The following is a 24251-nucleotide window of genomic DNA, read 5'->3' as shown; positions in this document are numbered from 1 at the left end:
CGCGGTCTTGTACGTTCTTTGCATGGCCACCTCGCGCGCCGGCGGCAACCACGTCTCCGCCTGGCGCCCGCGCGTGCCCGGTGTCGTGGAGGTCCTCCACGCGCACTTCACCGGGTACGCCTATCCGATGCACGTGCACCAGGCGTGGACGGTGCTCATCGTCGACGACGGGGCCGTACGGTACGACCTCGACCGGCACCGGCACGGCACCCCGCACGACACCGTCTCGCTGCTGCCGCCGCACGTCCCGCACAACGGCTCCCCCGCCACCCCGGACGGCTTCCGCAAACGGGTCCTGTACCTGGACAGTTCACGGCTGGGCGAGCATCTGATCGGGGCGGCGGTCGACGGGCCCGACCTGCGTGATCCGGTGCTGCGGCTGCGGGTCGGACAGTTGCACACCGCGCTGGCGCGCCCCGGCGACGAGTTGGAGGCCGAGAGCCGGCTGACGCTCCTCGGCGAGCGGCTGCGGACGCTGCTGCGGCCCCGGGACGCCGTGCGGGCCCCGCGCCGGGACCCCGTGGTCGCCCGCCGGCTGCGCGAACTGCTCGACGAGCGGGTGGCCGAGGGCCTCACCCTGGACCGGGCCGGCGGGCTCCTCGCCGCCCATCCCGCCCATCTGGTGCGGGCGTTCAGCGGCGCGTACGGCATCGCCCCGCACCAGTACCTGATGTCCCGCCGGGTCGACCTGGCCCGCCGTCTGCTCCTGGACGGGCAGCCGCCGGGCGAGGTGGCGGCGGCGGCCGGCTTCTACGACCAGGCCCATCTGACCAGGCACTTCAAGCGGCTGGTGGGGGTGACGCCGGGGCGCTACCGGACCGGGGCGTCCCCGTCCCGGCACGGCGCTTCCTGAACCCGCGCACCCGCCCGGCCGCCACCCGCCCGGCCGGTCGGCCGGTCAGTCGGCCTGACGGCGCGTCAGGTGGGCGAACGCGTCCAGGTTGCCGGTCGGCTCGCCGCGGGAGACGCGCCAGGCGTACTCCTTGCGGATCGCCGAGGCGAAGCCCAGTTCCAGCAGGGTGTTGAAGGCGCCGTCGGCGGCCTCCAGGACCTGGCCGAGGATGCGGTCGGTCTCGTCGGCGGTGACCGTGGCGAGCGGGAGGCGGGCCGTGACGTAGACGTCGCCGAGCGGGTCGACGGCGTAACTCACGCCGTACAGCTTGAGGTTGCGTTCCAGCAGCCAGCGGTGGACGCCCGCCTCGTTCTCGTCGGGGTGGCGGATGACGAAGGCGTTGAGGGAGAGGGAGTGGCGGCCGACGACGAGCGAGACGGTCGTCTTCAGTTTCCGGGTGCCGGGGAGCTGCACGACGAAGGTGCCGGGTGCGGGGCTCTCCCACTCCAGGGCAGCGTCCGTCAGGAAGCTCTCGACGGCCCGGACGGCCCGCTCCGCTTCGGTCCGGTGAGCGATGTCAGCCTTGTCAGCCATGGTGGGAGCGTACGCGACGCCGGTGCGCCTGCACCGCGGCCGTGTAGACGTCCGCGGTGGCCGCGGCCGCGGTGTCCCAGCCGAAGGACCGCGCGTGCCGGGCGGCGGCGGGCCCCATCCGGGACAGCAGTTCGGGGCGGTCGGCGAAGTCGGCCAGCACGCGCGCGTAGGCGGCCGGGTCGTGGCCCCGGACCAGCACGCCGGTCTCGCCGTCGCGCACGGCCACCGGCAGGCCGCCGACCGCGGCGGCGAGCACCGGGGTGCCGGTGGCCTGCGCCTCGATCGCGACCAGGCCGAAGGACTCGCTGTAGGAGGGGACGACGAGCACGGACGCGGCCCGGAACCAGTCGGCGAGCTGGTCCTGGCCGACCGGCGGGCGGAACCGTACGACGTCGGTGACGCCCAGGCGCGCGGCCAGTTTCTGCAGGCCCTCCGGCTTGGCCAGACCGCTGCCGCTGGGGCCGCCCACGATCGGCACGACGAGGTTCCTGCGCAGGTCGGGGCGTTCGTCGAGGAGTACGGCGACGGCGCGCAGCAGGACGTCGGGGGCCTTCAGGGGCTGTATGCGGCCCGCGAACAGGGGGATCAGGGCGTCCTGCGGGAGGCCCAGGCGGGCGCGGGCGACGGCGCGGCCGTCCGCGGGGCGGAAGCGGTCGAGGTTCACCCCGGGGTGGACGACGGCGACCTTGCCGGGGTCGGCGGTGTAGTGCCGTACCAGCTCGGCGGCCTCTTCGGTGGTGTTGGCGATGAGGCGGTCGGCGGCGCTGACGATCTGCGTCTCGCCGATCACCCGGGCGGCGGGCTCGGGCGTGTCGCCCTCGGCCAGGCTGGCGTTCTTGACCTTGGCCATGGTGTGCATGGCGTGCACCAGGGGGGCGCCCCAGCGCTGGGCGGCGAGCCAGCCGACGTGCCCGGAGAGCCAGTAGTGCGAGTGGACCAGGTCGTAGTAGCCGGGGCGGTGGCCGGCCCAGGCCTGCATCACGCCGTGGGTGAAGGCGCAGAGCTGGGCGGGCAGCTCCTCCTTGGCGAGGCCCTCGTACGGGCCCGCGTCGACGTGCCGGACGAGGACGCCGGGGGCCAGTTCGACGGTCGGCGGGAGGGCGCCGGTGGTGGCGCGGGTGAAGATCTCGACCTCGATGTTGATGGCGGCGAGGCGCTGCGCGAGCTCCACGATGTAGACGTTCATGCCGCCGGCGTCGCCGGTGCCGGGCTGGTGCAGCGGCGAGGTGTGCACGGAGAGCATGGCGACCCTGCGCGGCCTGCGGTGCGGCAGCCTGAGCCGTGACGGCGCCGCCCCCGAGCGCCGCCCGAGCCTGCCGACGTACTGGCTCACGTGGCGTTCCTCCTCGCTTCGGGCATGCCGTGCGGGGACGCAGCGCGCCCTCCAAGGGGGTGAAACACCGGAGCAAGGCATTCCAATTCCATGCGGGACGGTTTTTGCCCAGCCATTACCGAATGTCGCTCAACCGTTCGAGAGCAGGATGCGTGCACCGACAGGCGGACGCGGGCGCATACCCTCATAGGCATGACATCCCGCGCCTCCGCCCGCCCCGTGGGCACGGTCACCCGCGGGACCACCAACCCCAACCGACTGCGCCGCATGGACCGCTGGATCGTGGCCGCGTACGGCGACCGGCTGCGCCGCGCCGCCGACCCGGTGGCGGTCGACCTCGGGTACGGGGCCGCTCCCTGGACCGCCGTCGAACTGCTGGAGCGCCTGCGCTCGGCCGTGCCCCGCGCACGCGTGGTGGGCGTCGAGATCGACCCGGCCCGGGTGGCCGCGGCCCGGCCGTACGAGCGCGAGGGGCTGGCCTTCCGGCACGGCGGTTTCGAGATACCCCTCCCCCAGCGTCCGCACCTGGTGCGGGCCGCCAACGTCCTGCGCCAGTACGACGAGAGCGAGGTCGCCGCGGTCTGGCGGCGGCTCTGCTCCCGCCTCGCCCCCGCGACGGCCGACTCGCCCGGCGGACTGCTCGTCGAGGGGACCTGCGACGAGATCGGCCGCCGGCACGTCTGGGTCGCGCTCGGCCCGGAGGGGCCGCGCACGGTCACCTTCGCGACCCGGCTGGGCTCCCTGGAACGCCCGTCGGACCTGGCAGAGCGGCTGCCCAAGGCGCTGATCCACCGCAATGTCCCGGGCGAGCCCGTGCACGCCTTCCTGCGCGACTTCGACCGCGCCTGGGCCGCCGCCGCCCCCTACGCCTCCTACGGCGCCCGGCAGCGCTGGATCCGGGCGGTCCGGGACCTGACGGCGGACTGGCCGGTGACGGACGGGCCCGTGAGGTGGCGACAGGGTGAAGTCACGGTGACCTGGGAGGCATTGGCCCCACGAGGCTGATCCGGGACCACCCGATCCGCTTCGAACCGCGCGGAACGATCCCTGTGAGTCGTTCGTCACACAGGCGGGGAGATCGTCTTACCGGGCCGGGACGAGGGGGAGTGAGGGGGGAGCAGTTGCTCTGTCGTTTTGCGCGTCGCCGTGGCACGATCCCCCGGACACCGTAAGTTACTGACGGTTAATCAACTTGGGGGACGAGGTATGGGTACGGGCAAGCGCACGCTGTTCGCGGCGGCCGTCACCGTGGTCTGCGCGGTCACCGTCCTGGCGGTGCCGTGCACGGCGTTCGCGGCACCCGGCCCCACGCCGACTCCCACGGCCACCACGCCGTCCGCCGCCGCGACCGGCACCGTGACGCCCCCGCCCGACAAGGACCTCGAGGCCGTCCGCGAGCAGCTCGACGAGCTCTACCACGCGGCCTCCGTGGCCACCGACGCGTACAACGCCGCCGAGGAGAAGTCGCAGCAGCAGTCCGCGGAGATCGTCCAGCTGGCCCGGAAGATCGTCGAGGGGCAGCAGCGGCTCACCGACCTCAAGGACCGTGCCGGCGCCGCGGCCCGCGCCCAGTACCGCGGCGGCGGCCTGCCGGACGGGGCCCGGCTGATGCTGAGCGACAACCCGCAGCAGTTCCTCGACGGGGCGGGCCGGGTGATCCAGGGTCAGCGGGCGACCAAGGGCCTGCTCGGGGAAATGACCCGCACCCAGCAGGACTTGGAGCAGTACGCCGAGGACGCCTCCGCCCAGTGGCGGAAGCTGGAGGCGAACCGCCGGGCCAAGGCGGCCGCCCAGAAGAGCATCGAGCGGCAGATCACCGCGGCCAAGACCCTGGAGTCCCGGCTGGAGAAGAGGCAGAAGGAGCGCCTCGCCAAGCTGGAGGAGGAGGCCGCGCACCGGGCGCAGACCGCCTGGCTGGACTCCGGCATCCTCGACGAGATCGACGGCAAGGCCTCCGCCCAGGGCAAGAAGGCCGTGGCGTTCGCGACGGCCCAGATCGGAAAGCCGTACGTGTGGGGCGCCGAGGGGCCCGATTCGTACGACTGCTCGGGGCTGACCTCGCAGGCCTGGGCCGACGCCGGCCACGGCATCCCGCGCACCTCGCAGGAGCAGTGGAAGCAGCTCCAGCACGTCGACATCAAGGACATGCGCCCCGGCGATCTGATCATCTACTTCGGCGACGCCAGCCATGTCGCGATGTACGTGGGCGGCGGCGCGATCATCCACGCCCCGCGACCGGGCCGGACGGTGACCCTCGCGGGCGCCGGGACCATGCCGATCCTCGGCGTGGTCCGACCGGACGCGTGACGGGGCGCGCGTGCCGGGGAGCGCGTGACGGGAAGCGCGTGACCGCAGGCACGTGACCGCAGCCACGTGATCGGGGGCACGTGACACGGCGCACCAACTGCGGTCCCGTGACGCGTCGCACCCAGGGCGGCCGCCGAACTCCCCGCGGACGTGACGTTCGTCATCCCCGCCGCTCGCCCCACCTGCCCAACTGCGGTAGGTAAAGCGGCATATGCCAGGGGCCTTGGACCAACCCGGGTGTCGCACACCATTCCGCTGCGGCGCCGACACCCGCTATGGTCCCCGTCGGTGGATGGAGTCCCTCTGTCCGCCGTGCCCTCGGGGGGAGGGAAGGAACCCAACACGATGCCCGTACCCGTGCCCCGGCAGAGAGCAATCCCGGCCGTGGAGTGTGGTCAGGCGCAGGCCGTGCCCCAGGCCGGCCCCTCGCAGGAAGAGACCCCGCGCAAGGAAGCCACGGTCGTCGACGCCACCGCCGCCACGCACCCGAACGCCACCGCTCACGCCCCTCTCACGCTCCTGCTGATCGAGGACGATCCGGCGGGGTCGCCGATCGTGCCCGATCTGCTCGACTCGGCCGGCAACCCGATCCGGGTGCGCACCGCCCGCAACCTCACCGAGGCCGAGCGGCTGCTCACCGACGACGTCCAGTGCATCCTGCTGGACCTGGCGCTGCCGGCGCCCGGCCGCTCGTCCGGCGAGGACGAGCTCGCCGTGCTCAAGCACGTGCTGCGGCTCGCGCCCCGGCACGCCGTGCTCGCGCTCACCGCGTCCGACGACGCCGAGCGCGGCGCGGAGGCGGTACGGGTCGGCGCCCAGGACTATCTCTTCCGGGACGAGCTGGACGGACGGCTGCTCAGCCGGGCGATCCGGTACGCCGTGGAGCGCAAGCGCTCCGACACCGCCGAGCGACGGCTCGCCGAGGGCAAGCTGCGCGCCCAGGAGAACGCCCGGCTGGAACGCGGCCTGCTGCCGACCCCCCTGCTGGAGGGCTCGACGCTCCGCTTCGCCGCGCGCTACCGCCCCGGCCGCTCCCGCGCGCTGCTCGGCGGCGACTTCTACGACACCGTCCGCATGCCCGACGGCACCGTGCACGCCATGATCGGTGACGTCTGCGGGCACGGTCCGGACGCGGCGGCGCTCGGCGTGGAGCTGCGTATCGCCTGGCGCGCGCTGACCCTGGCGGGCCTGTCCGGCGACGAGCTGCTCGGCACGCTCCAGCAGGTGCTGGAGCACGAGCGCGACGACGACGAGATCTTCGCGACGCTGTGCACCGTGGACATCGCCCCGGACGGCCGCCGGGCCGGTCTGTGCCTGGCGGGCCACCCGTCCCCGCTGATCGCCCGGCCGGGCGAACCGGCGGAGCTGCTTCCGTACGAGAACAACGGCCCCGCCCTCGGGCTGCTGCCCGGCGCCCGCTGGCCGCGGATGCAGGTGGAGCTGGGCGCCGAGTGGAGCCTGATGCTCTACACCGACGGCCTGATCGAGGGCCGCGTCGGCGAAGGCCGGGAACGGCTCGGGCAGGACGGGATGGTGGAGATGGTCCGCCGCCAGCTCGCCTCGGGCCTGTACGGCGAGCAGCTGCTGCGGGCCGCGGTCAGCGAGGTCCGCGAGCTGAACGGGGGCGAGCTGACGGACGACGTCGCGGTGGTGCTGCTGGACCGGATTCCCTGAGGAACCCGGCCTGCCGGACGGTGGAACCCGGCAGGCGGCCGGGTCGTGGAACCCGGCAGGCGGCCGGGTCGTGGAACCCGGCGGCGGGCGGCGGTCAGCGCCCGCCGTTGTACGGGCCGTAGGGGCCGTCGCTGCTGCTTCCGCCGCCGCGGCGGCCCCAGCCGCCGCCACCGCCGGAGATCTGCTTCAGCGCGGGCCGTACGTCCACCAGGTAGACGATGCTGGCGACCGCGGCCGCGACCGGCAGTATCGCGAGGATCGAGAACAGGTAGCTCACCACGAGTGAGATGCCGAGGATGATCAGCCAGAACACCTTGTTCTGCTTGTCGGCGGCGCGGAAGGCGTCCTCGCGCCGGAAGGCCGCGTCGACCAGCCCGAACGCCGCCAGGGCCATCAGAAGGATCTTCAACAGACCCAGGAACCCCGCGAAACCCAACGCCAGCATGTCGCCCACCGCCTGTTCCCGCCTGCCTGTCCGACCTGTCCGACCATGACCCCTACCCGGCCACCGTACCCGTAGAACGGGCCGGACACCCCGGAGGTGCCCGGCCCGTACGACTGCCGTCCCTTACTTGGCGGGCGGGGTCGGCTTCTTGACGGCCTTGCGGGGGGCCGGGGCCTTCTTCGCCGCGGCCTTCTTCTCCGTGCCGGACTCGGCCTCGGCCGGCTTCGGCTCCTCCTTGACCTCGACCGGCTGGGACTTCGGCTCGATGACGATCGCCAGTTCCTCGATCTCCTCGGCCGTCTCGCCGCGCCAGGTCCGCACGGCCTGCTCGCCGTGCTCGGCGACCTTCTCGTAGGTCTCGCGGGCCTTCACGGCGTACTCGGCGGCGACGCCGACCCCGCGCAGCGCGAGGTCCTGGGCGTTCTCGCCGAGCTTCTTCAGGTCACCGTCGAGGGTGCTGAGGAACTCGCCGACCTTCGCCTGGAGGGTCTCCTGAGCCTCCTTGGCCCTGGCACCGGCCTCCTTGGCACGGGCCGCGGCCTTCTCCTGCACGGCCTTCGTGTCGGTGCCGCGGACGGCCTCGAAGCGGGCGGGCGCCTCGGTGCGCAGCTGCTCCACCAGACCGGGCACCTTCTTGGCCTGCTGGAGGGCGAGGTCGGCGGTGCCGGCGGCGAAGTAGAGCGGAGTGGGGTCGCTGAAGGTCTTGCGCAGGTCGTCGGTGATGGCCATGGTGAGGGTCCTCCCGGATTCGCGTTCGGCTGAGGGTGATGTGGGTCCGCAGTCAGGCGGCCGGTCCCCTGGTCCGGTCAACTGGCCGTCTGCTGCGGGTCTGCGTCGGAGCCGCCGCCTGGGCGGGTACGGCGTACGGCGCTGTGCGCACCGCTGCCGTCGGCTTCGGCGGGCGCCGTCCCGTCGGGCTCGGCCCGGGGCTCCGCGGGATCTGTGGCAGCCACGGGGTCCGCGGGATCCGCCGGGTCCGCCGCGGGGACGGACTCGAATCCGTTCTGCTTGCGGAACGACTCGTAGACCTGGAGCAGCACCTGCTTCTGCCCCTCGGTCAGCGTGGGATCGGCGAGGACGACCGCGCGGGTCTCCACCTCGTCCCGGTCCCGCTCGGCGTCGAGGATCCCGGCACGGACGTACAGCGTCTCGGCGGAGATCCGCAGCGCCTTCGCGACCTGCTGCAGCACCTCCGCGCTCGGCTTGCGCAGCCCGCGCTCGATCTGGCTCAGATACGGATTGGACACCCCGGCGGCATCGGCGAGCTGCCGCAGCGACAGTTGCGCGTTGCGCCGCTGCTCGCGCAGATAGTCACCGAGATTGCCGACGTTGAGCGATGCCATGCCTCCACCTTGCCGCACCGACGCTAACTTTTGCAAGCGCCCGCTTGCAAAAGTGTGCCGCGGGAGCCTGAGCCGGTGGTGGCTGTGGTGGCCGTGGTGGCCGAAAACCCTGGAGCGGCCCTGGAGCGCTTCCGCGGCATGGGAAATCATGAGGCCATGCGACCGGACGGCTGGCACCTCACCGAAGACGTCGACGACTTCCTCGCCCGCGCCGGGGACTTCCTGCGCTCGCGGCCCGGCCCGCACGTCATGGCGCTGACGTGGGCCGAGCGGGTGCGGACCCGTGGGGCGGCCGCGTTCGGCACCGAGGCCCCCGTCTTCGGCATGCTGGAGCGGGCGGGTGAGGTCCGGGCGACCTTCCACCGCCTCCCGCCCCGCGCTCTGGCCCCCACCCCGCTCACGCCCGACCAGGCCGACTCCCTCGCCGCCCACCTGGCCGCCCTCGGGCACCCCCTTCCCTCCGTCAGCGCCGACCGGCGCACCGCCACCGCCTTCGCCGAGGCCTGGCGGCGGCACACCGGCGCGACGCCGAAGGCCCGGGAGACCCGGGTCCGGCTGTACCGCCTCGACACGCTCGTCCCGCCGGATCCGATGCCCGCGGGCCGGGGCCGGCTGCTGGGCGAGCAGGACCTCGAACAGGCCATGTTCTGGTGCGGCGAGTTCGCCAGGGCCGTCGGGGAGGACGTGTCCGTCGACGCCCGCACCTGGGCGGACACCCGCTTCGCCGACAAGCGCTACACGCTCTGGGAGACCCCGGACGGCACCCCCGTCTCCGTCGCGGGCATGAATCCGCTGATCGGCGGCCAGATCCAGGTGGACGTCGTCTACACCCCGGCGCATCTGCGCGGTCGCGGCTACGCGGGCGCCGTGACGGCGGAGGTGAGCCGGGCGGCGCTGGCCGCGGGGGCGAAGGACGTCGTGCTGTTCGCGGACGTGGCCAACCCCACCAGCAACGCCCTCTACCGGCGCCTCGGCTATCGCCCGCTCACCGACTGGGCGGCGTACGACTTCTCGTGACGCCCCAGGGCGTGTTTCGAAAGTGGCGTCGTCCGCCCGAAGGGCGGGCCCGGCGGCGTCTGGTGCGTGCGATCGCAAGGCGGAGGGTCAACCCGACACTGGATGTATCGGGGTGATCCCGACAACGCGGCGAGCGCGCGTGCCAGGCGTCGCCGGGCAGACGGGACTTTCGAAGCACGCCCTAGTAGGGCCGGCCCGGTCCCGGTCGGCCGATCCACTGCTCCAGCACCGAGAAGTCCGCGCCCGTCAGCCCGTACCGGTGGTCCACCCGGTGGAGCAGGGCCCGGCCGGGGTGGTGGGCGGACACCCAGACGCGGTCGGCGGCGGTGATCTCGTCGTCGACCCAGACGAAGGGCCGGCCCGCGGCGAGGGCGACGAGCGGCCGGGTCTTCCAGTGCAGGGCTCCCGGCGGACACTCCTCGTCCGGCCACTCCACCACCGGCAGCGGCGGCAGCCCGAGCCAGGGCGCGACACAGGCGTTGGCCTCGTCCATCCAGGTGGTGGCCCACACCAGTTCGCAGCCCAGCGCCGCCAGCCGGGGGCCGAGCCCCGGGTCGATCCGGGTCATCAGCGGATTGCCGACGGCCCGGGCGCAGACGCCGACACCCGTCTCGTACACCGGGTACGGGCCGGCCGCCCCGAAGGGGAGCAGCGTCCCGTCGACGTCCAGGAAGAGGAGCACGGAGGCCGGGGAGGACGGCGGGGCAGGTGTGACGGCTGAGGCGGGCGAGGAAGGCATCGAGAACACGGTGCCCTTCTTCTCGTCCCGGCGCCACCTTCCCACGCGGAGCCCGCCTGCCACCGGGCGGCGCGCCCGCCACACCCGGACCCGGCCGGAGCACCCATCGCGCCCGAAGCCGCGCCCGGCCGCACCGCGGGGCGGGCCCTCAGAACGGCAGAGGGCGCTCGTGCACCACGTCCAGTCGTGACACCGCGCGGGTGAGGACGACGTACAGCCGGTGCAGGCCGCGGTCCTCCGCCTCCGCGATCGCCGCCGGTTCGACGGCGACGACATGGTCGTACTCGAGGCCCTTGACCACGCTCGCCGGGACCAGCGCCACCCGGGCGGCCGGCTCGTCGGCCGCGGCCGCCACGATCCCGGCCGCGCCGAGCGCGTCCCGCAGCCTCGGCACGTCGGCGTCCGCGGCGACGACGCCGACGGAACCCTCGCGGGCGAGCGCGTGCCGCACGCAGTCCACCGCCGTGCCGAGGAGGTCGTCCGTCCGGCGCAGCCGCAGTTCGCCGTCCGCGCGCAGGGAGCGGGCGGCCGGCACCTCGACGTCCAGCCGCTCCAGCAGCCGGTTGGCGAGCGCGACGACCTCGGTCGGCACCCGGAACCCGCTGGTCAGCGGCACCACGGCCGCGTCCGGCTTGCCCAGGTGGCCCAGCAGGGCGGCCCAGGTCCGGGCCGCCCAGGGGGTGGTCCCCTGGGCCAGGTCGCCGAGCACCGTCAGCGAGCCGAAGGCGGCCCGGCGGGCGATGGCCCGGCACTCCATCGGAGAGAGGTCCTGGGCCTCGTCGACGACCACATGGCCGTAGCTCTCGGGATGTTCGACGAGCCCGGCCAGTTCGTCGAGGAGGACGAGGTCGGCGGCCGACCAGCGCGCCGACTTCCACGAGCGCGGCGGCCGCGCCCACCGCAGGGCCCGCCGCTCCTCCTCGTCGAGCAGCCCGTCGGCCGCCCGCGCCAGCTCGTCCGGGTCGGTGAGGAGCGCGGCGAGGACCTCCTCGGGCCGTACCCGCGGCCACGCGGCGTCGAGGTACGCGCTCACCGGCCGGGCCCGCTCGATCCGGCGGACCCAGGAGCTCGGCGGCGGCCCGTACCGCAGCTCGGCCTGTTCCTGGAGCCGGCGCACGATCCGGCTGCGCACCCGCTCCCGCCCGACGGCGTACGGCGGCCGCTCGGCGAGCACGCCCGAGACGATCTCCGTCAGCCTGGCGGCCGTGACGCGCCAGCGGTAGGTGCCGTCGGGGATGTCGAGGCTGTCCCGCGTCCCGGCCGTCACGCGCGCGTAGAGCGCCCGGCGCAGCACCTGGGCCATCCGGGGGTCGTGCTTGAGGGCCGCGGTCCGTTCGCCGTCGGTCCCGGTCACGGGGTGCCGGGCGATCTCCTCGCCGAGCGTCGACTGCCGTACGCCCGTCTCGCCGAGCGCGGGCAGCACCTCGGCGATGTACGACAGGAAGGTGCGGTTGGGGCCGAGGATCAGCAGGCCGGAGCGCCTGATGCGGTGGGGATGGGTGTAGAGGAGGTAGGCCGCGCGGTGCAGGCCGACCGCGGTCTTCCCGGTGCCCGGCGCTCCCTGCACGCACACCGAGAGCGCCAGGTCGCCGCGCACGAGGTCGTCCTGCTCGGGCTGGATGGTCGCGGCGATGTCGCGCATCGGGCCGACGCGGGGCCGTTCGATCTCGCGGGCGACCAGGTCGCTCACCCCGGTCCCGCCGGTCCCGCCGGCCCCTCCGTCCTCGCCCTGCCCGAGGTGTTCGTCCTCCAGGGCGGTCAGGTCGGCGGAGTCGCCCCGGCTGCCGGGGGCCCAGCCGAACCGGCGGCGGACGGCGACGCCCTGCGGGTCGCGGGCGCTCGCCTGGTAGAAGGCGCGGGAGACGGGGGCCCGCCAGTCGACGACCAGGGGCGGGGCGGCCGGGGCGGCGCTGATCCGCAGCCGCCCGAGGTGGTAGCGCTGGCCGGCGTGGTCGCCCGGTCCGTGCGCGAAGTCCAGCCGCCCGAAGAACAGCGGCCCCTCGGGCAGCTCGCGCATCTCCTTGGCCTTGCTGCGCAGCTGGTATCCGAGCACTTCGGCGTCGGCTCCGGAGGCGGAGACGTCCTCGCCCCTGACGACCTGCTCCTGGGCGCCCTCGACCATGGCGGCGAGGGCGCTGCGGCAGGTGTCGTGGTGGGCGCGCTCGCGGTGGAGGTCCTGGTCGAGGGCGGGTCCGGTTGACGTCATGCCCCGAGCGTACGTGAAAAATGTAACCGGGTTAAATATTCTGCCGAGCGGCCCGACCGGCCGTCCGCCTCACCGCCCGCCTCGCCGACCGGCCTGACCGACGCGCCGGCCTCACCCCGCGCCCGCGGACCCCCGGCCGCCCGCTCAGGCGAGCCGCGGCAGCCCCGCCGCCAGTGCGCCGAACGCCCGCCCGGCCGCCGCCACCGCGTCCGGCCGCACCCGCGCCACCGGCTCCCCCCCGGCGACGCGCCGCCAGTTGTCCTGCGCGAGGATCCGCTGGACGGCGATGATCTGCCCCGCCGCCAGCCGGGCATCGAGGCCGCCGCCGAGCGCCCCGGCCAGCGCCGCCTCCGACCGCTCCAGGTACGGGTACAGCCGGGCGACCAGGGCGGGAGTCCCGTACAGCAGTCGGTGGAAGGCGAGGACCGCGGGATGGTCGTTGAGCCCGGTGATCGGATCGCACCGCTCCAGACCGTCGAGGAAGTGCCTGCGCAGCGCGGTCAGCGGTGTCGGACCCTCGGTCACCACCCGCGCCGCCTCGTCCTCGTGGTCGGCGAACCGGTGCAGGACCAGGTCCTCCTTGGTCGGGAAGTACCGGAAGAGGGTCGGCTTCGAGATCCCCGCCGCGGCGGCGACCTCGGCGACGGACACGGCGTCGAACCCCCTCTCCAGGAAAAGGCCGACCGCGGTGTCCGAGACGTCCTGGTACATCCGCTGCCGCTTGCGCTCGCGCAGTCCCCCGTTGCCCCTGCTCATGACCACGAAGCGTAGCCCCGGCGCGGGCCCGTCAGGACCGGCGTCGCGCAGCCCGGCACCGACGCTTCAGGACCTACGGTGCGCAGCCAGGCGCCCACGCGCCAGGACCTACGGTGCGTAGCCCCGGCGCCAGCGCGTCAGGGCCGTCGCGGTCCGCCCCGGCGACGGCACCGAGGCCAGCCCCAGGGGCTCCGCGCCCGCGCGCAGCACCGCGCACAGCCGGGGCGCGACGAGGCGCAGCGGCGCGCCGCCGTGCAGTTCGAGCGCGGTCCGGACGACGTCGGTGAACAGGGACTGCGCGCGTTTGAAGCCGAGGAGGCGCGGCAGGTCCTCCGGCCAGTGCCGGGCGGCCCCCGGCCGGGTGTGCTCCAGCGCGGCCGTCCACCGTTCGGCGACCCGGCGGGCCTGGCGGTCGGGGTAGCGCATCAGGTGCAGGTGGGTCGCGAGGTCGTAGAGGGGATCCCCGAAGGTGGCGAGTTCCCAGTCGATGGCCCAGAGGCGACCGGCCGGGTCGAGGATCAGGTTCTCGCGGTGCAGATCGCCGTGGAGGAGGTGGAAGGGGCGTTCCGCGATCCCGTCCAGCCGCTGACGCAGCCGCTTGAACGCGTGCGCGTCGACGCCGAGGTCCCGGAAGAGGGTGCCGAAGGCGTGCTCGTTGCGGGTGTGGACGTGCTCCTCGGCGAAGAGCGCCAGCCGCTCGACGAACCCGTGGCTGTCGCCGTCGGCCTCCCGCTCCTCGGCGGGCACGCGCGAGAGCAGGGGCAGGGAGCCGGCGGGTATCGAGGCCAGGTCCCGCACCAGATCCAGGAGTTGGTCCACGACGGCGTCCGGTATCGCGGTCCCGGCCCGGAACCGGGAGCCGAGCGTGTCCCCCTCGATGTACCTCTGGAGCGTCACGCCGTCGGCGCGGACCACCTCCGGCACGCCCCTGACCCGTCCGGCCAGGGCGGTCAGCAGCGCCTCCTCCCGGAGGAAGGTCCTGCGTTCGAACCGGATGACGTCCGCGCGCGGCTCCCTGAGCTTCATCCGGGCGGCGCCGAACGCTCCGCCGCGCGGCACGAAGGCGTACGTCTCGTGGTAGTAGCCCGTCAGGGGGCCGTGCAGGGGCTGGTCCCCGGCGATCTCCCGCGCGCGCCGGCGGGTGCCGCCCGACGGTTCAGGTGCCTTGTCCTCAGGCCTCATCAAGGAAGAGAGCATACGAGGGGACGACCAGAGCGGCTCCCGCCCCGCGCAGTTGCGACTCCTTGCGCGGGTCGCGCCCGAACCCGATGAACGGCACGCCCGCGGCCCGCGCGGCGAGCGCGTCCGCCGGGGAGTCGCCGATCATCACGGCCTCCTCGCGGCGCAGCCGCAGACTGCTCAGCGCCCGGTCGACCACGTACGGGTCCGGTTTCATCCGCTCGACCTCGCGGGTGCGTCCGTGCACGGCGGCGAAGCAGTCCCGCAGCCCCTCCCGCTCCAGGTAGCACGTGGCCGCCCGCGCGGCGTTGTTGGTCACCACGGCCAGCCGTGTGCCCCGCGCGGCGAGCCGGCGGATGAGCTCGGCGGCGCCCCGGGTGGGCCGCGCCCCGCGCCGTACGGCGTCCAGTTCGCCCTCCGTCACCCGGTCCTCCAGGGCCCGGGCCAGGTCCCCGGCACGCCGGGGCACACGACGGTCGCGCTGTGCCCGGTACACGGCCCGCAGGACGGCGTGCGGATCCTTGTCGGCCGCCTCCTCGGGGGTCAGCACATGCGCGACACCGGCCTCGGCCACCAGGGTGCGCAGCGCGTCGGCGACGGGCCGGGAGGAGTCACCGGGGAAGAGCCGGCAGACCGGTCCGTCGAAGTCGAAGAGGACCCCGCGGGCCCCCGTGAGCAACGAGCGGACGTCGGTCGTGTCCTCGACTTCAACAGCCATGCGGTTCCAGGCCCTCCAGCGGCTCCACCGGTTCGGCACACCTCTCCCGGTCCGGGCCGGGCCGCGGTTCCCGCCGCCACCGCGGCAGCGGGGCTCGCGCCTCGGGCCGTATGCCGTCGCTCCGGTCGATACCGCGCGGCCGGCCCGCGTCCCGGCACGCCTCGGCGCCGCGCTTCCCCGGCCGGGAGGCACGGTGGGCGGCGGCCTGCCGGACCCGGTCCTCGGTGTGCCACCGGCGCAGCGCCCGCACCAGGTCCCGCGGCTCGCCCGTCGTCCGCAGCGGCGCCAGTGCCCGGTCCAGCGCCCGGCGCACCCGGTCCGCGGACCGGCCGAGGTCCTCGGGCGTCGGTTCGGCGGGCAGGGCGAGGGCGGCGCGCATCACGTCCGGGAACACCGACTGGACGTGCTCGAAGCCGAGGTAGGTGTCGAGGTCGGGGTCCAGGCCCTCGGTCAGGTCGGCGCGGCCCGCCCGCCGCATCGCCTCGGCCCACAGCTCCGTCATGAGCTTGCGCTCCGCGGGGTCGTACTCCATGCGCACCAGATGGGTCGCCAGGTCGTGCAACACGTCCCCGTACAGGCTGAGTTCCCAGTCGAGGACCGTGAGCCGCTCGCCTCCACCGGGCTCGGCCGTCACCACGATGTTGGCGCGGTGGACGTCCGTGTGCAGCAGACCGAACGGGCGCCGCACCGGGTCGGGCACGATCCGCAGGAATTGGCCGACGAGGTCGGCCGGGATGCCCACGGAGTCGAAGAGGCTCCCGAACCGGGGCCGGTTGGCCTGGTGGACCCGCTGCTCCGTGAAGCGGGCCAGCCGGTGCAGGAAGGCCCTGCTGTCGTCGCCGGCGGGCCAGTCGTCCGCGGGCCGGGGCAGCTCCTGCGGGGGGATGCCGGCCAGCCGTGCGAAGAAGTCGGCGAGCGCCTCCATCCGCGGCTCGCCGACCTGCGTCCCGGGCGGCTCCTCGGCCAGCGCGTGACCGGGCACGTAGGCGTGCAGCGACCAGGCCCCGAAGTCCGCCAGGCAGCGCGGCACGTCGACCAGCCGCTCGCTCACCACGTCCAGCACCTCGGACTCGCGCCAGATGCGCGGCACCACCTCGACGGTCGCCAGGGGCACCCGGAACTTGGCGCGCACCTGCCCTGATCCCATCCCGAGCAGGGAGGCCAGCGGCCGGCCGAGCGGGAGGATGTGGTTGCGGTTGTGGTGCCCGACGACGATCGGGCCGCATGCCCGGCGACGGCGCGCCTCCGCGAGGACCCGGACCAGTGCGGCGCGGGCGCGGTGGGGCAGGTGGTGCAGCATGGGGCGGACACTACTACGTGACGCTTCTCACGTTTGGCCACCATGGGCGCATCCGTCCTCAGCTCTTGTGCAGCGCCTCGTGCTCCTTGTCGACCATCGCCCAGAGGTCGTCGAACACTCCTCGCAGATCGAAGAACTCCGAGTCCGGTCCGGCGTCGGCCGTGAAGTGGCGCAGGGTGGCGCCGACGCCCATCACGTCCACCGCCCCCTCGACGGCCGTCCCGTCCTCCAGCTCTATGCCTTGCTCCAGGCGGTAGTAGCCCTTGAGCACGTGGGCGTCGTTGAAGACGCACAGCTTGAACTGCGGGGTCAGCGGGATCCGGCGGACCTCCAGGTCCAGTTCGACCCCGCAGCGCGCGAGCCGGGCACGGCACTGCTCCATGCCGGTCACGTTGCCGCGGGCCATCTCCTGCCAGCGCCGCAGCGGGCGGTCGTCTTCGGGATCCCAGGCGCGCGGGTAGTAGAGCGCGGTGTCCTCGGCGGGCAGCAGGAACCGTACGGTCACCTTCCGCAGCCCGGTGAACTCGCCGTCCTCCACGCGCTGGACCTGGGTCCGGAAGAGCCCGACGACCGACTCACCCGTCAGGGCGAAGACGTCGAGCGACGCCTCCGGTGCCGTGAAGAGCCGGGACATGAAGGAGTGCAGCCGGGGCCGGTCCTGCGGACTGCCCTCCGACGACGGTTTCATCAGTACGACGGTGCCGCTGCCCGCCCTCGAGCTGACCAGGCCGGCCCTGGTCAGCCGCCGGGTGGCCTTCTGCACCGTGTCCCGCGAGCAGTTCAGGTTCGTCGCGAGATCGCGCTGGGACGGCAGCGTGCTGCCCACCGGGTACGTTCCGTCCGCGATACGCGACTCCAGCGCGTCGTACACGCGGCTCAGCGTCCGGGGGTTGCTGTCCTCGCCATCCGAAACACTCACAGGCAGAACCTACCGCTTTCATGCAGGTGTGACACCACTTCCAGTCAACAACCCCCCATATTGGACTGCCGGTTAACCGATCTACCGGTCCGGGAACAGTCCACTCAGGAAGACCAGTCCAATTGGCCGACAAGTTGACGGGAGTCAACGACGTCGCAGGACCGTCGGGGGGACCGTGAAGACTGAGGAGTGGCAGGAGTTGCTGGCCGGTACGGCACTGATCCTGCTGGAGAGGCTGCTGCGACAGCATTACGGGGTGCTCGGGCCGCTCCTCGTCCTCTCTCTGTCAATTGGACTGAGAGTGGTCAAGGCGCCGCCCGGCTGGACCCTCTGTCTGGTGCTCGTGTGGCTGTCGATCCAGGCCTAGATCCTGCCCCGGTGGACGGAGTCTCAGGAATGGTTCCGGCGCAGGGAGGACAGCAGTGGCTCCAGCGAGCCCATGATGTCGCGGGGCGGCACACCGCCCTCCAGCATTCGCGACCGGGCCGCGGAGTTGCGCGCGTAGCCGAGGAAGCGGACACCGGCCGCGCGGGCGGCGGCGTGGTCGGAGAGGGCGTCGCCGATCATCAGCGAGGCGTCCGGCGCGGCGCCCATCGCCCGCAGGGCGCGGTTCAGCATCTCCGGGTGCGGCTTGAGCAGCCGAAGTTCCTGGGTGCGGCCGTAGATGTGCGGGTCGAAGCAGGGGTACAGGCCCCGCCCGGTCAGGTACGAGGCCACCGTGCGGGCCGAGTTGTTCGTCACGACGGCGAGGCGCGCGCCGACCGCCACCCAGGTCCGGATCAGCGGATCCGCGTACGCCGTGGGCATCGCCACCCGGGCCGCCCGCAGTTCGTGCCGGGTGAGGTTCTCCTCCAGTCCGGCTATCACGTCGCTTCCCGGATAGCGGCCGTGGAGCGAGCTGAGGGTTCCGTGCGGATCCGAACTGAAACGTTCCGCCCTGGTCAGCATCCCGCCCAGTCCGCGGATGTCGAGCCAGCGCACCTGGTCCCGGGCGATGGCGTCGGCCGGATGTCCGGAGAACAGCCGGCAGATCGGTCCGTCGAAATCGAAGAGGACATACCGTGTGCGTGCCACCAGTTCGTGCAGTTCGTCGGCTTCACTCTTCACCGGTTCGACCCGTCCCGTCTCAGCAGTCACTCTGCGAGTGTCTGCCCGGGAGCCTCCGAATCCCAGAGGGCATCGAAGTAATTCTTGGTGGCCCGGACGACCGCCGCCTCCTGTCCGCCCCTGCTCAGCCGGTACTCGAACAGGTCCGAGTTGAACCCGCTGACGTCCAGGACGTCGAACTCCCCGGCCCCGGGCAGCTCGTAGGAGCTCCTGCCGACCGGGTAGTCGCCCCGCAGGGCGAGGGTGCCGTTCAGCACGTACTTCTTCTCCGACGGCACGAAGCGCAGCGGCCGGAAGGTCACCCCGGTGGCGACGCCCTGGTAGCGGCGGAGATTGGACAGATGGATCTCCATGGTCTTCATCTGGGCCCTGATCTGTGCCTTCAGCTGCTCGTGCACCGCGTCCCTGAGGTCCGGCCGGTCCACGGGTTCGGGATAGGGCAGCGGTGCGGCGGGCCCCGGCAGCAGGCACCGCACGGTGACCGACGCGGGGCGGGCCGCGCCCCCGGCGACCGCCGCGCACATCTCGGCGAGCGCCCACAGCAACGTCTCCGCGGTGAAGCAGACGGCGTCGATGGTCACGTCGTCGGCCCGGAAAGCCTCCTCCAGATACCGGATCAGGACCACCCGGGCCGCCCTGGACTCCTGCGGCGGCCCCACAGGGACGTCGGCCACCCGTGGCGGGCTCCCCTTGGTCACATGGGTCAGCAGTCCGTCGTGCTGGAGCATGCCCAGCGCCTGGCGTACGGTGCCGCGCTCGACCCCGAACTCCTCCGCGAGCACGGCCTGGGTGGGCAGCCGGTCCCCGGCCTCCAGGTCTCCGGCCCTGATGCGCTCCCGCAGGGCGTCGGCTATCTCCTGGGCCGAGGGTCTCCCGCTGCCGTTCACCACCGCGTTCTCCTGGTCGACGTCCGTGCCCCGAGCGACATCGCGAGGCACCTGCGGCACCTGTCAGCTGAGGGTCAGGTCCGTAGTGATGGTTCCCCAGAGTGCGTCGAACCATTTCTGGGACTGCTCCACGAACGCGGCGTCCCGCTCCCCCGCGCCCCGCTCCCCCGAGCCCCGCTCGAAGGAGAACAGGACGGAATCGGAGCCCAGCACGTCGTACATGTCCATGGTGCCACTCTCGGTGGGCTCCTCCCGGAGCTGGACCATGTAGTACGCCATCAGCGCCTCCGTCCCGTTGAGCAGATACAGCTTCACCGGCGGGGTGAAGGGCAGGGCGCGGAAGGTGACCCGCACGTCGATGCCGTGGGAGGAGCGCAGCGAGCGGAGGTTGTGCCGCAGGACCTGCCCCTGGGCGTTGCGCATCGCCAGCCATCGCTGGTGGACCGGGTCGTCGTCCCCGCGCCCGTCGACCGGGATCGGGAAGGCCAGGTCGATGTTCCGGCTCGGCAGCAGGATGCGCACGTCGATCGACTCGGGGTGGAGGCGGTCCTCGTGGATCAGGCGCAGCGGTTCACTCAGGGCCAGCATCAGGCTCTCGGCCGTGAGGCAGGCCGCGTCGATCCGGACGTGCGGTGCTCTGAACGCCTCCGTGAGCCGGGGGGCCAGACCGACCATCGTCGGCTGCGGCCGGTGGCCGGCCGGTGCCGGTTCCGCGATGCGCGGCGGGCTTCCCTTGCTCACGTTGCTGAGCAGGCCGTCGTCCTGGAGCACGCGCAGCGCCTGGCGTACGGTGCCGCGCTCTACCCCGAACTCCTCGGCGAGCTCCGCCTGGGTGGGCAGCCGGTCGCCCGCCTTGAGCTCTCCGACGCGGATGCGTTCCCGCAGGACGCCGGCGACGTCCTGCGCCGATTTCCTGCTGCCGTTCACTGCCACGTTCTCCTGAGCCACGACCAAACGCTACAACTTAGATCCATCTACCGGGAGTTGTTTGAAAGTTGTTTACGACTGGCTGCCAAGTGGGGACAAACTCCTTGGAGTTGGCGGCCAACTTCTCCGAGTTGGCGGAAGGTTTGCTTCCCGTCGACCAGGCTTCGGCCTCCGGCCTCCCGCACCTGTTCCGCCCGCCTCACCCCGCTCCACCTTGCCCCACCCCGTTCCGCCCTGTCCCGCCCTGTCCCGTCCGGCAGCCCGAAGGGGGAACCACCGTGCCTGCCGCTCTCGCTCTCCTGACCACCGTTCTCGGCGTAGGCCTGGAACAGACCGTCCAGTGGAAATACGGCGCCGCCGGCGTCGTCGGCCTGCTGCTGCTCTCCATCGGCATCAGGGCCAGGAACCCGACGGTCAGCTCCATCGGGGCCGTCATGCTCGCCGCCCTGGTCACCCGGCCCGCCGTATGACGCGGCACCGCCCGGCTCGTCCGCTGCGGGAGACGTCAGTCCGTGAGCACCAGCTCCGAACTGATCGTCTCCCACAGCGCGTCGAACCACAGCTGCGACTGCTCCACGAACGTCGTGTCCCGCAGCCCCACGCCCCGCTCGAAGGCGAACAGCATCGACCGGGTGCCCTCGGCGTCGTACATCTCCAACGGCTCGTGGTCGACCTCCGCCTCCCGGCGCACCAGCGTGTAGTAGGCGAAGAGGGCCTCCACCCCGTTGAGGAGGTAGAGCTTGACCGGCGGCGTGAAGGGCAGCGCGCGGAAGGTGACCCGCACGTCGATGCCGTGCGTGGAGCGCAGGGCCAGCAGGTTGTGCCGGAGCACCTGCCCCTGCGCGTTGCGCTGGGCCAGCCAGCGGCGTTGCAGGCGTTCGGCGTCCGAGGGGTCGACCGGCGCCGGGAAGGCCAGGTCGATGTTCCGGCTCGGCAGCAGGATCCGCACGTCGACCTTGGCCGGTTCTGTACGGCCTTCGTGAATCTGACGCAGCGGTTCGCCCATGGCGAGGGTGAGGGAGACCGAGGTCAGACAGAGCGCGTCGATCGAGACGTGCGGGGCCGCGAAGGCGCCCGCGACCCGCGGCCCGAGGGTCACCATGGTGGGCTGCGGCGGGACCTCCGGGCCGGTCGGCGCCCTGCCGAGGCCCAGGTCGGAGGCGACGGTCGCCGGACTCCCCTTGGACATGTTGGTGAGCAGCCGCTCGGCCTGGAGGATCCTCAGCGCCTCCCGCACGGCCCCGCGCTCGACCCCGAACTCCTCCGCGAGCACGGCCTGGGTGGGCATGCGCTGGCCCGGCCGCAGCACCCCGGACCTGATCCGGGTGCGCAGCACGTCGGCCACCTCGCGGTGTGTCACCTGTGGCCGCTGTGGCCTTTTCCGCCCACTGGCGGAGGCGGGTTCCGGGTCCACGACCAAACCCTACAACTTCCCGCCATCTTTGGGCAGTTCAGGGAAAGGTGGTTATGAGCCGCTTCCAATCGGAGATAACTACAGTGAAGTTGGTCGCCAACTTAAGCAACATGGTCAGACCGATGGCGGGTTGGCCGCCAGGGGGACAAGGAGAGACCGTCATGCCGCTCGTCGCCGTCGCCGCCCTCGCCATCGGCTTCGAACAGATCGTCCAGTGGACCTACGGGCCGATGGGACTCATCGCGTTCGCCGCGCTGACCGTCGGACTCAAAGCCAGGAACACCATGATCAGCGGTATCGGAGCGGTGATCCTCGTGATGCTGCTCGCCCAGTCCGGCTGACCGGGCTCCCTTCCGGAGGGGAGCCGGGAGCCTGGTCCGTCTGCACCACCGCACAACAACCACAACAGAACAGCACCAGCTACGGATGCGTGGTACCGCACTGCCGCATCACAGCACACAGCACACAGCACACAGCACACAGCACCACAGACCTGTCGTCGGCCGGAAGGAGGCCTCAGAACATGTCCGGGCACCAAGGCCGCCTGGACGTACGCAGCAGGGCGTCGGCCGACCGGGCGGCGCCCGCTCGTTCTTCCCGGACCCGGCCCAGCGCCGCCAGCCGCACCGCAGACTCGTCGCCCAGCCACAGGGTCGCCAACTCGGCGACGTCCAGGGTGAGATCGGCGTCCGCCCCGGTCGGCGTACACACCCCGGCCCCACCCGCCTCGGCCTGGAGAAGGTAGCGGCCGCCGGTCAGCCCGGCCCGGTCCACGACCTCCAGCACCAGCTCGCCGGTCCCTTCGTACGTACGCGCCTCCATGGCCCGTACGACGTCCAGCAGCCGCACCCACAGCCAGTCCGCCTGCCGGGTGATCCGGGCCGACCTGACGTCGGGGAAGAAGAACGGGAGCAGGTCGTCCGGGGCCCGCCAGCCCGTCCTCACCTGCGCCACCCAGTCGATCGAGCACAGGTACCGCCACAGCGCGCGCTCGGCGGCCGGGGTCGAGGCGATCAGCCAGTCCACGCTCGCCGTGACGCGCGGCTGCTTGGCGTCGTCCCACGCGGTGTCGCACTCGTAGGACACCAGGCCCTCGACCTCGCCGTCCGCCGAGCGGTACACGGCGTAGAACGGCTCGGTCCACGACGTGTCGAAGCGTACGACGCCGGTGTTCACCCGCCACCACAGATCGTCGCGGTCGATGGCGCCCGGCTGGCCCCGGCGTACGCGTTCGTGCAGCTCGGGGCCGAGCTTGCGCACCTCCTCGCCCTCCACCAGGTCGATGCGGCCGCCGTCGTCCGGGACGCCGGCGCGGGGGTCGAGGCCGGTGCGGGCGGTGTCGACGATCCACTCGGCCGTCGAGGTGGCGGGGCCGAAGCCGTAGCGGCCGTAGATCCGGTACTCGGCCGCGATGAGGGTGGCCACGACGTCGCCGCGCTCCTTCGCCGCCGCCAGGTCGTGGCTCATCATCCGGGTGAGCAGGCCCCGGCGGCGATGGGTGGCGGTGACGGTGACGTTGGAGATGGCGTCGGCCGGGACCGGGTTGCCGCCGACGGCCGTGAGCTCCTGGGCGAAGGAGCGGCAGGTGGCGACACAGCGGGAGCCGTCGAAGGCGCCGAGCAGCCGGCCCGGCACGAACTGCTGACGGCGGCCCTCGAGTTGCTTCCCCGAGCTGACCGGCTCGCGCAGGAAGCCGGTGTTCAGGGCGCGGAGCCAGTCGGGGAGTTCGGGCTCGGTGATCGGGCGGACGTCGATGGCGGGGCGGCTCGTCATGAGGTCACGGTAGGCGGGCGGAACGGGGGTGTCGCGCGCATTTGTCCGGACGCGTCAGACGAGCAGGTCGTCGACCTGGGCTTCCCCTTCGCGGTACCGGCGGGCGATCTCCGCGCTGCAGTCGTCCGTCGTCCGCTGCCACTGCTGCCGGCGGCGGGAGACCCGCTGCTCGTACCGTACGAGCCGGCCCATCGCCTCGCTCAGTTCCGGGTCGGTGCGCGCGCCCAGGTCCGACAGTTCGACCTCGGCGAGCATCTCCGAGGCGAGCAGCCGGTACTCCTCGCTGTGCGGGGTGCCGAGCGTGACATGACGGGCGGAGGAACGGTGCCGGGCCGGGGCGTCGGCCAGGATCTCCGGGAGCCGGGCGAAGACGGACGCCCCGCCCGGGGTGTCCACCGGGGACGCCGGGCCGCGCCGGGCCAGCTCCGCGCGCAGGATGTCGATCCGGCCCTGGAGCAGCCGCCGGATGTAGCTGAGGTCGGCCTCGTCGCGCTGGGCGTCCCGGCGCAGGGTGCGCAGCTCGGCCAGGCTCAGCGCGGCCAGGTCGTGCTCGGCCGGCAGCCACGGGCTGTCGGTGCGCTGCGCGGGCGGCCTGGGGGCAGCCGTGGACGACTGCCCGGTGAGCCCGGTGCTCGGTGTGCTCATGTGCCTCTACCCGTCCCCTCGACCGGCGTGTGGCGCCATCGTGCCACCCCGAGCGGCCACTATGGGAACGAGTGCACCCGATCGGCCCCAGATGGGGGTATACGGACCGAAAAAGACCTGGTAGCAACCCTGCGCG

26 protein-coding genes are annotated in these 24251 nt (G+C 72.9%); 8 read left to right on the top strand and 18 right to left on the bottom strand.

Annotation, left to right across the window (positions count from 1 at the left end; translation table 11 throughout):
* Positions 1 to 22: 22 nt before the first annotated feature.
* On the top strand, positions 23 to 853 hold the full coding sequence (locus ACZ60B_RS22075) for a helix-turn-helix transcriptional regulator (protein ID WP_469389447.1): 831 nt from the start codon (positions 23 to 25) through the stop codon (positions 851 to 853).
* Between the two features lie 45 nt (positions 854 to 898).
* Here the strand turns inward: ACZ60B_RS22075 and ACZ60B_RS22070 are convergent, their stop codons facing one another.
* Both ACZ60B_RS22070 and mshA read right to left on the bottom strand, forming a co-directional pair.
* Positions 899 to 1426, bottom strand: coding sequence for a type III secretion system chaperone family protein (locus ACZ60B_RS22070; protein WP_469389445.1), 528 nt, complete (start codon positions 1424 to 1426; stop codon positions 899 to 901).
* Entirely contained in the window at positions 1419 to 2759 is a 1341-nt protein-coding gene (gene mshA / locus ACZ60B_RS22065; RefSeq protein WP_469389443.1) for a D-inositol-3-phosphate glycosyltransferase, read from the bottom strand. Before mshA ends, ACZ60B_RS22070 begins: the two co-directional genes overlap by 8 nt.
* Positions 2760 to 2951: 192 nt before the next feature.
* Between mshA and ACZ60B_RS22060 the strand changes: the two genes are divergently transcribed.
* From ACZ60B_RS22060 to ACZ60B_RS22050, 3 genes are all read left to right on the top strand, one after another.
* Positions 2952 to 3764, top strand: coding sequence for a class I SAM-dependent methyltransferase (locus ACZ60B_RS22060; RefSeq protein WP_469389441.1), 813 nt, complete (start codon positions 2952 to 2954; stop codon positions 3762 to 3764).
* 201 nt (positions 3765 to 3965) lie between these two features.
* Positions 3966 to 5066: a C40 family peptidase gene (locus tag ACZ60B_RS22055; RefSeq protein WP_469389439.1), complete on the top strand. Its 1101-nt coding sequence runs from the start codon at positions 3966 to 3968 to the stop codon at positions 5064 to 5066.
* A 345-nt stretch (positions 5067 to 5411) separates the two neighbouring features.
* Complete coding sequence (locus ACZ60B_RS22050; protein WP_469389437.1) at positions 5412 to 6740, top strand: PP2C family protein-serine/threonine phosphatase; 1329 nt, start codon at positions 5412 to 5414, stop codon at positions 6738 to 6740.
* A gap of 94 nt (positions 6741 to 6834) precedes the next feature.
* Here the strand turns inward: ACZ60B_RS22050 and ACZ60B_RS22045 are convergent, their stop codons facing one another.
* The 3 genes from ACZ60B_RS22045 to ACZ60B_RS22035 all read right to left on the bottom strand — a co-directional run bounded on the left by ACZ60B_RS22045 (position 6835) and on the right by ACZ60B_RS22035 (position 8528).
* Positions 6835 to 7185, bottom strand: coding sequence for a DUF2516 family protein (locus ACZ60B_RS22045; protein WP_469389435.1), 351 nt, complete (start codon positions 7183 to 7185; stop codon positions 6835 to 6837).
* 123 nt (positions 7186 to 7308) lie between these two features.
* Entirely contained in the window at positions 7309 to 7914 is a 606-nt protein-coding gene (locus ACZ60B_RS22040; protein WP_469389433.1) for a hypothetical protein, read from the bottom strand.
* A 77-nt stretch (positions 7915 to 7991) separates the two neighbouring features.
* Positions 7992 to 8528 (bottom strand): helix-turn-helix domain-containing protein, encoded by a 537-nt coding sequence (locus tag ACZ60B_RS22035; protein ID WP_469389431.1) that lies wholly within the window; start codon positions 8526 to 8528, stop codon positions 7992 to 7994.
* Positions 8529 to 8684: 156 nt separating this feature from the next.
* Here ACZ60B_RS22035 and ACZ60B_RS22030 point away from each other — a divergent pair, with 156 nt between their 5' ends.
* Complete coding sequence (locus ACZ60B_RS22030; RefSeq protein WP_469389584.1) at positions 8685 to 9545, top strand: GNAT family N-acetyltransferase; 861 nt, start codon at positions 8685 to 8687, stop codon at positions 9543 to 9545.
* Between the two features lie 181 nt (positions 9546 to 9726).
* Here the strand turns inward: ACZ60B_RS22030 and ACZ60B_RS22025 are convergent, their stop codons facing one another.
* The 7 genes from ACZ60B_RS22025 to ACZ60B_RS21995 form a co-directional block, all read right to left on the bottom strand.
* On the bottom strand, positions 9727 to 10227 hold the full coding sequence (locus tag ACZ60B_RS22025) for an HAD domain-containing protein (protein ID WP_469389582.1): 501 nt from the start codon (positions 10225 to 10227) through the stop codon (positions 9727 to 9729).
* Positions 10228 to 10432: 205 nt separating this feature from the next.
* Positions 10433 to 12490: a HelD family protein gene (locus ACZ60B_RS22020; protein ID WP_469389429.1), complete on the bottom strand. Its 2058-nt coding sequence runs from the start codon at positions 12488 to 12490 to the stop codon at positions 10433 to 10435.
* A gap of 144 nt (positions 12491 to 12634) precedes the next feature.
* Positions 12635 to 13246, bottom strand: coding sequence for a TetR family transcriptional regulator (locus tag ACZ60B_RS22015; protein WP_469389427.1), 612 nt, complete (start codon positions 13244 to 13246; stop codon positions 12635 to 12637).
* A 108-nt stretch (positions 13247 to 13354) separates the two neighbouring features.
* Positions 13355 to 14428 (bottom strand): phosphotransferase, encoded by a 1074-nt coding sequence (locus ACZ60B_RS22010; RefSeq protein WP_469389580.1) that lies wholly within the window; start codon positions 14426 to 14428, stop codon positions 13355 to 13357.
* A complete protein-coding gene (locus tag ACZ60B_RS22005; RefSeq protein WP_469389425.1) occupies positions 14418 to 15143 on the bottom strand; it encodes an HAD family hydrolase in 726 nt (241 codons plus the stop codon). Before ACZ60B_RS22005 ends, ACZ60B_RS22010 begins: the two co-directional genes overlap by 11 nt.
* Entirely contained in the window at positions 15133 to 16443 is a 1311-nt protein-coding gene (locus ACZ60B_RS22000; RefSeq protein ID WP_469389423.1) for a phosphotransferase family protein, read from the bottom strand. The genes ACZ60B_RS22005 and ACZ60B_RS22000 overlap by 11 nt, the downstream gene beginning before the upstream one ends.
* 58 nt (positions 16444 to 16501) lie before the next feature.
* Positions 16502 to 17362 carry a GntR family transcriptional regulator gene (locus tag ACZ60B_RS21995; protein ID WP_469389421.1) on the bottom strand — a complete coding sequence of 287 codons (861 nt, stop codon included), beginning with the start codon at positions 17360 to 17362 and terminating at the stop codon, positions 16502 to 16504.
* Between the two features lie 175 nt (positions 17363 to 17537).
* Here ACZ60B_RS21995 and ACZ60B_RS21990 point away from each other — a divergent pair, with 175 nt between their 5' ends.
* Positions 17538 to 17729: a hypothetical protein gene (locus tag ACZ60B_RS21990; protein ID WP_469389419.1), complete on the top strand. Its 192-nt coding sequence runs from the start codon at positions 17538 to 17540 to the stop codon at positions 17727 to 17729.
* A gap of 23 nt (positions 17730 to 17752) precedes the next feature.
* Here the strand turns inward: ACZ60B_RS21990 and ACZ60B_RS21985 are convergent, their stop codons facing one another.
* Genes ACZ60B_RS21985 through ACZ60B_RS21975 form a run of 3 tightly spaced genes read right to left on the bottom strand, consistent with a single transcriptional unit; the run spans position 17753 to position 20310 of the window.
* Positions 17753 to 18499, bottom strand: coding sequence for an HAD family hydrolase (locus ACZ60B_RS21985; RefSeq protein WP_469389417.1), 747 nt, complete (start codon positions 18497 to 18499; stop codon positions 17753 to 17755).
* Positions 18496 to 19407 carry a GntR family transcriptional regulator gene (locus ACZ60B_RS21980; RefSeq protein WP_469389415.1) on the bottom strand — a complete coding sequence of 304 codons (912 nt, stop codon included), beginning with the start codon at positions 19405 to 19407 and terminating at the stop codon, positions 18496 to 18498. Before ACZ60B_RS21980 ends, ACZ60B_RS21985 begins: the two co-directional genes overlap by 4 nt.
* 12 nt (positions 19408 to 19419) lie before the next feature.
* A complete protein-coding gene (locus tag ACZ60B_RS21975; protein ID WP_469389413.1) occupies positions 19420 to 20310 on the bottom strand; it encodes a GntR family transcriptional regulator in 891 nt (296 codons plus the stop codon).
* A 251-nt stretch (positions 20311 to 20561) separates the two neighbouring features.
* Here ACZ60B_RS21975 and ACZ60B_RS21970 point away from each other — a divergent pair, with 251 nt between their 5' ends.
* Positions 20562 to 20753, top strand: coding sequence for a hypothetical protein (locus ACZ60B_RS21970; protein WP_469389411.1), 192 nt, complete (start codon positions 20562 to 20564; stop codon positions 20751 to 20753).
* Positions 20754 to 20788: 35 nt separating this feature from the next.
* Here the strand turns inward: ACZ60B_RS21970 and ACZ60B_RS21965 are convergent, their stop codons facing one another.
* Positions 20789 to 21703 carry a winged helix-turn-helix domain-containing protein gene (locus ACZ60B_RS21965; RefSeq protein ID WP_469389410.1) on the bottom strand — a complete coding sequence of 305 codons (915 nt, stop codon included), beginning with the start codon at positions 21701 to 21703 and terminating at the stop codon, positions 20789 to 20791.
* Between the two features lie 155 nt (positions 21704 to 21858).
* On the opposite strand from ACZ60B_RS21965, the gene ACZ60B_RS21960 reads away from it, so the two are divergent.
* Entirely contained in the window at positions 21859 to 22038 is a 180-nt protein-coding gene (locus ACZ60B_RS21960; protein ID WP_469389408.1) for a hypothetical protein, read from the top strand.
* Positions 22039 to 22213: 175 nt separating this feature from the next.
* On the opposite strand, the gene ACZ60B_RS21955 is transcribed toward ACZ60B_RS21960, so the two are convergent.
* The gene (locus tag ACZ60B_RS21955) at positions 22214 to 23470 is read right to left on the bottom strand and encodes a GNAT family N-acetyltransferase (protein ID WP_469389406.1); all 1257 of its coding nucleotides are present in this window, start codon (positions 23468 to 23470) and stop codon (positions 22214 to 22216) included.
* 54 nt (positions 23471 to 23524) lie between these two features.
* Complete coding sequence (locus ACZ60B_RS21950) at positions 23525 to 24115, bottom strand: RsiG family protein (protein ID WP_469389404.1); 591 nt, start codon at positions 24113 to 24115, stop codon at positions 23525 to 23527.
* Between the last annotated feature and the right edge of the window lie 136 nt (positions 24116 to 24251).

It is taken from the genome of Streptomyces sp. NPDC104096, from assembly GCF_055584385.1.
Note: the sequence above shows the minus strand (reverse complement) of the source record. Positions and strands in the feature narration are given on the sequence as shown.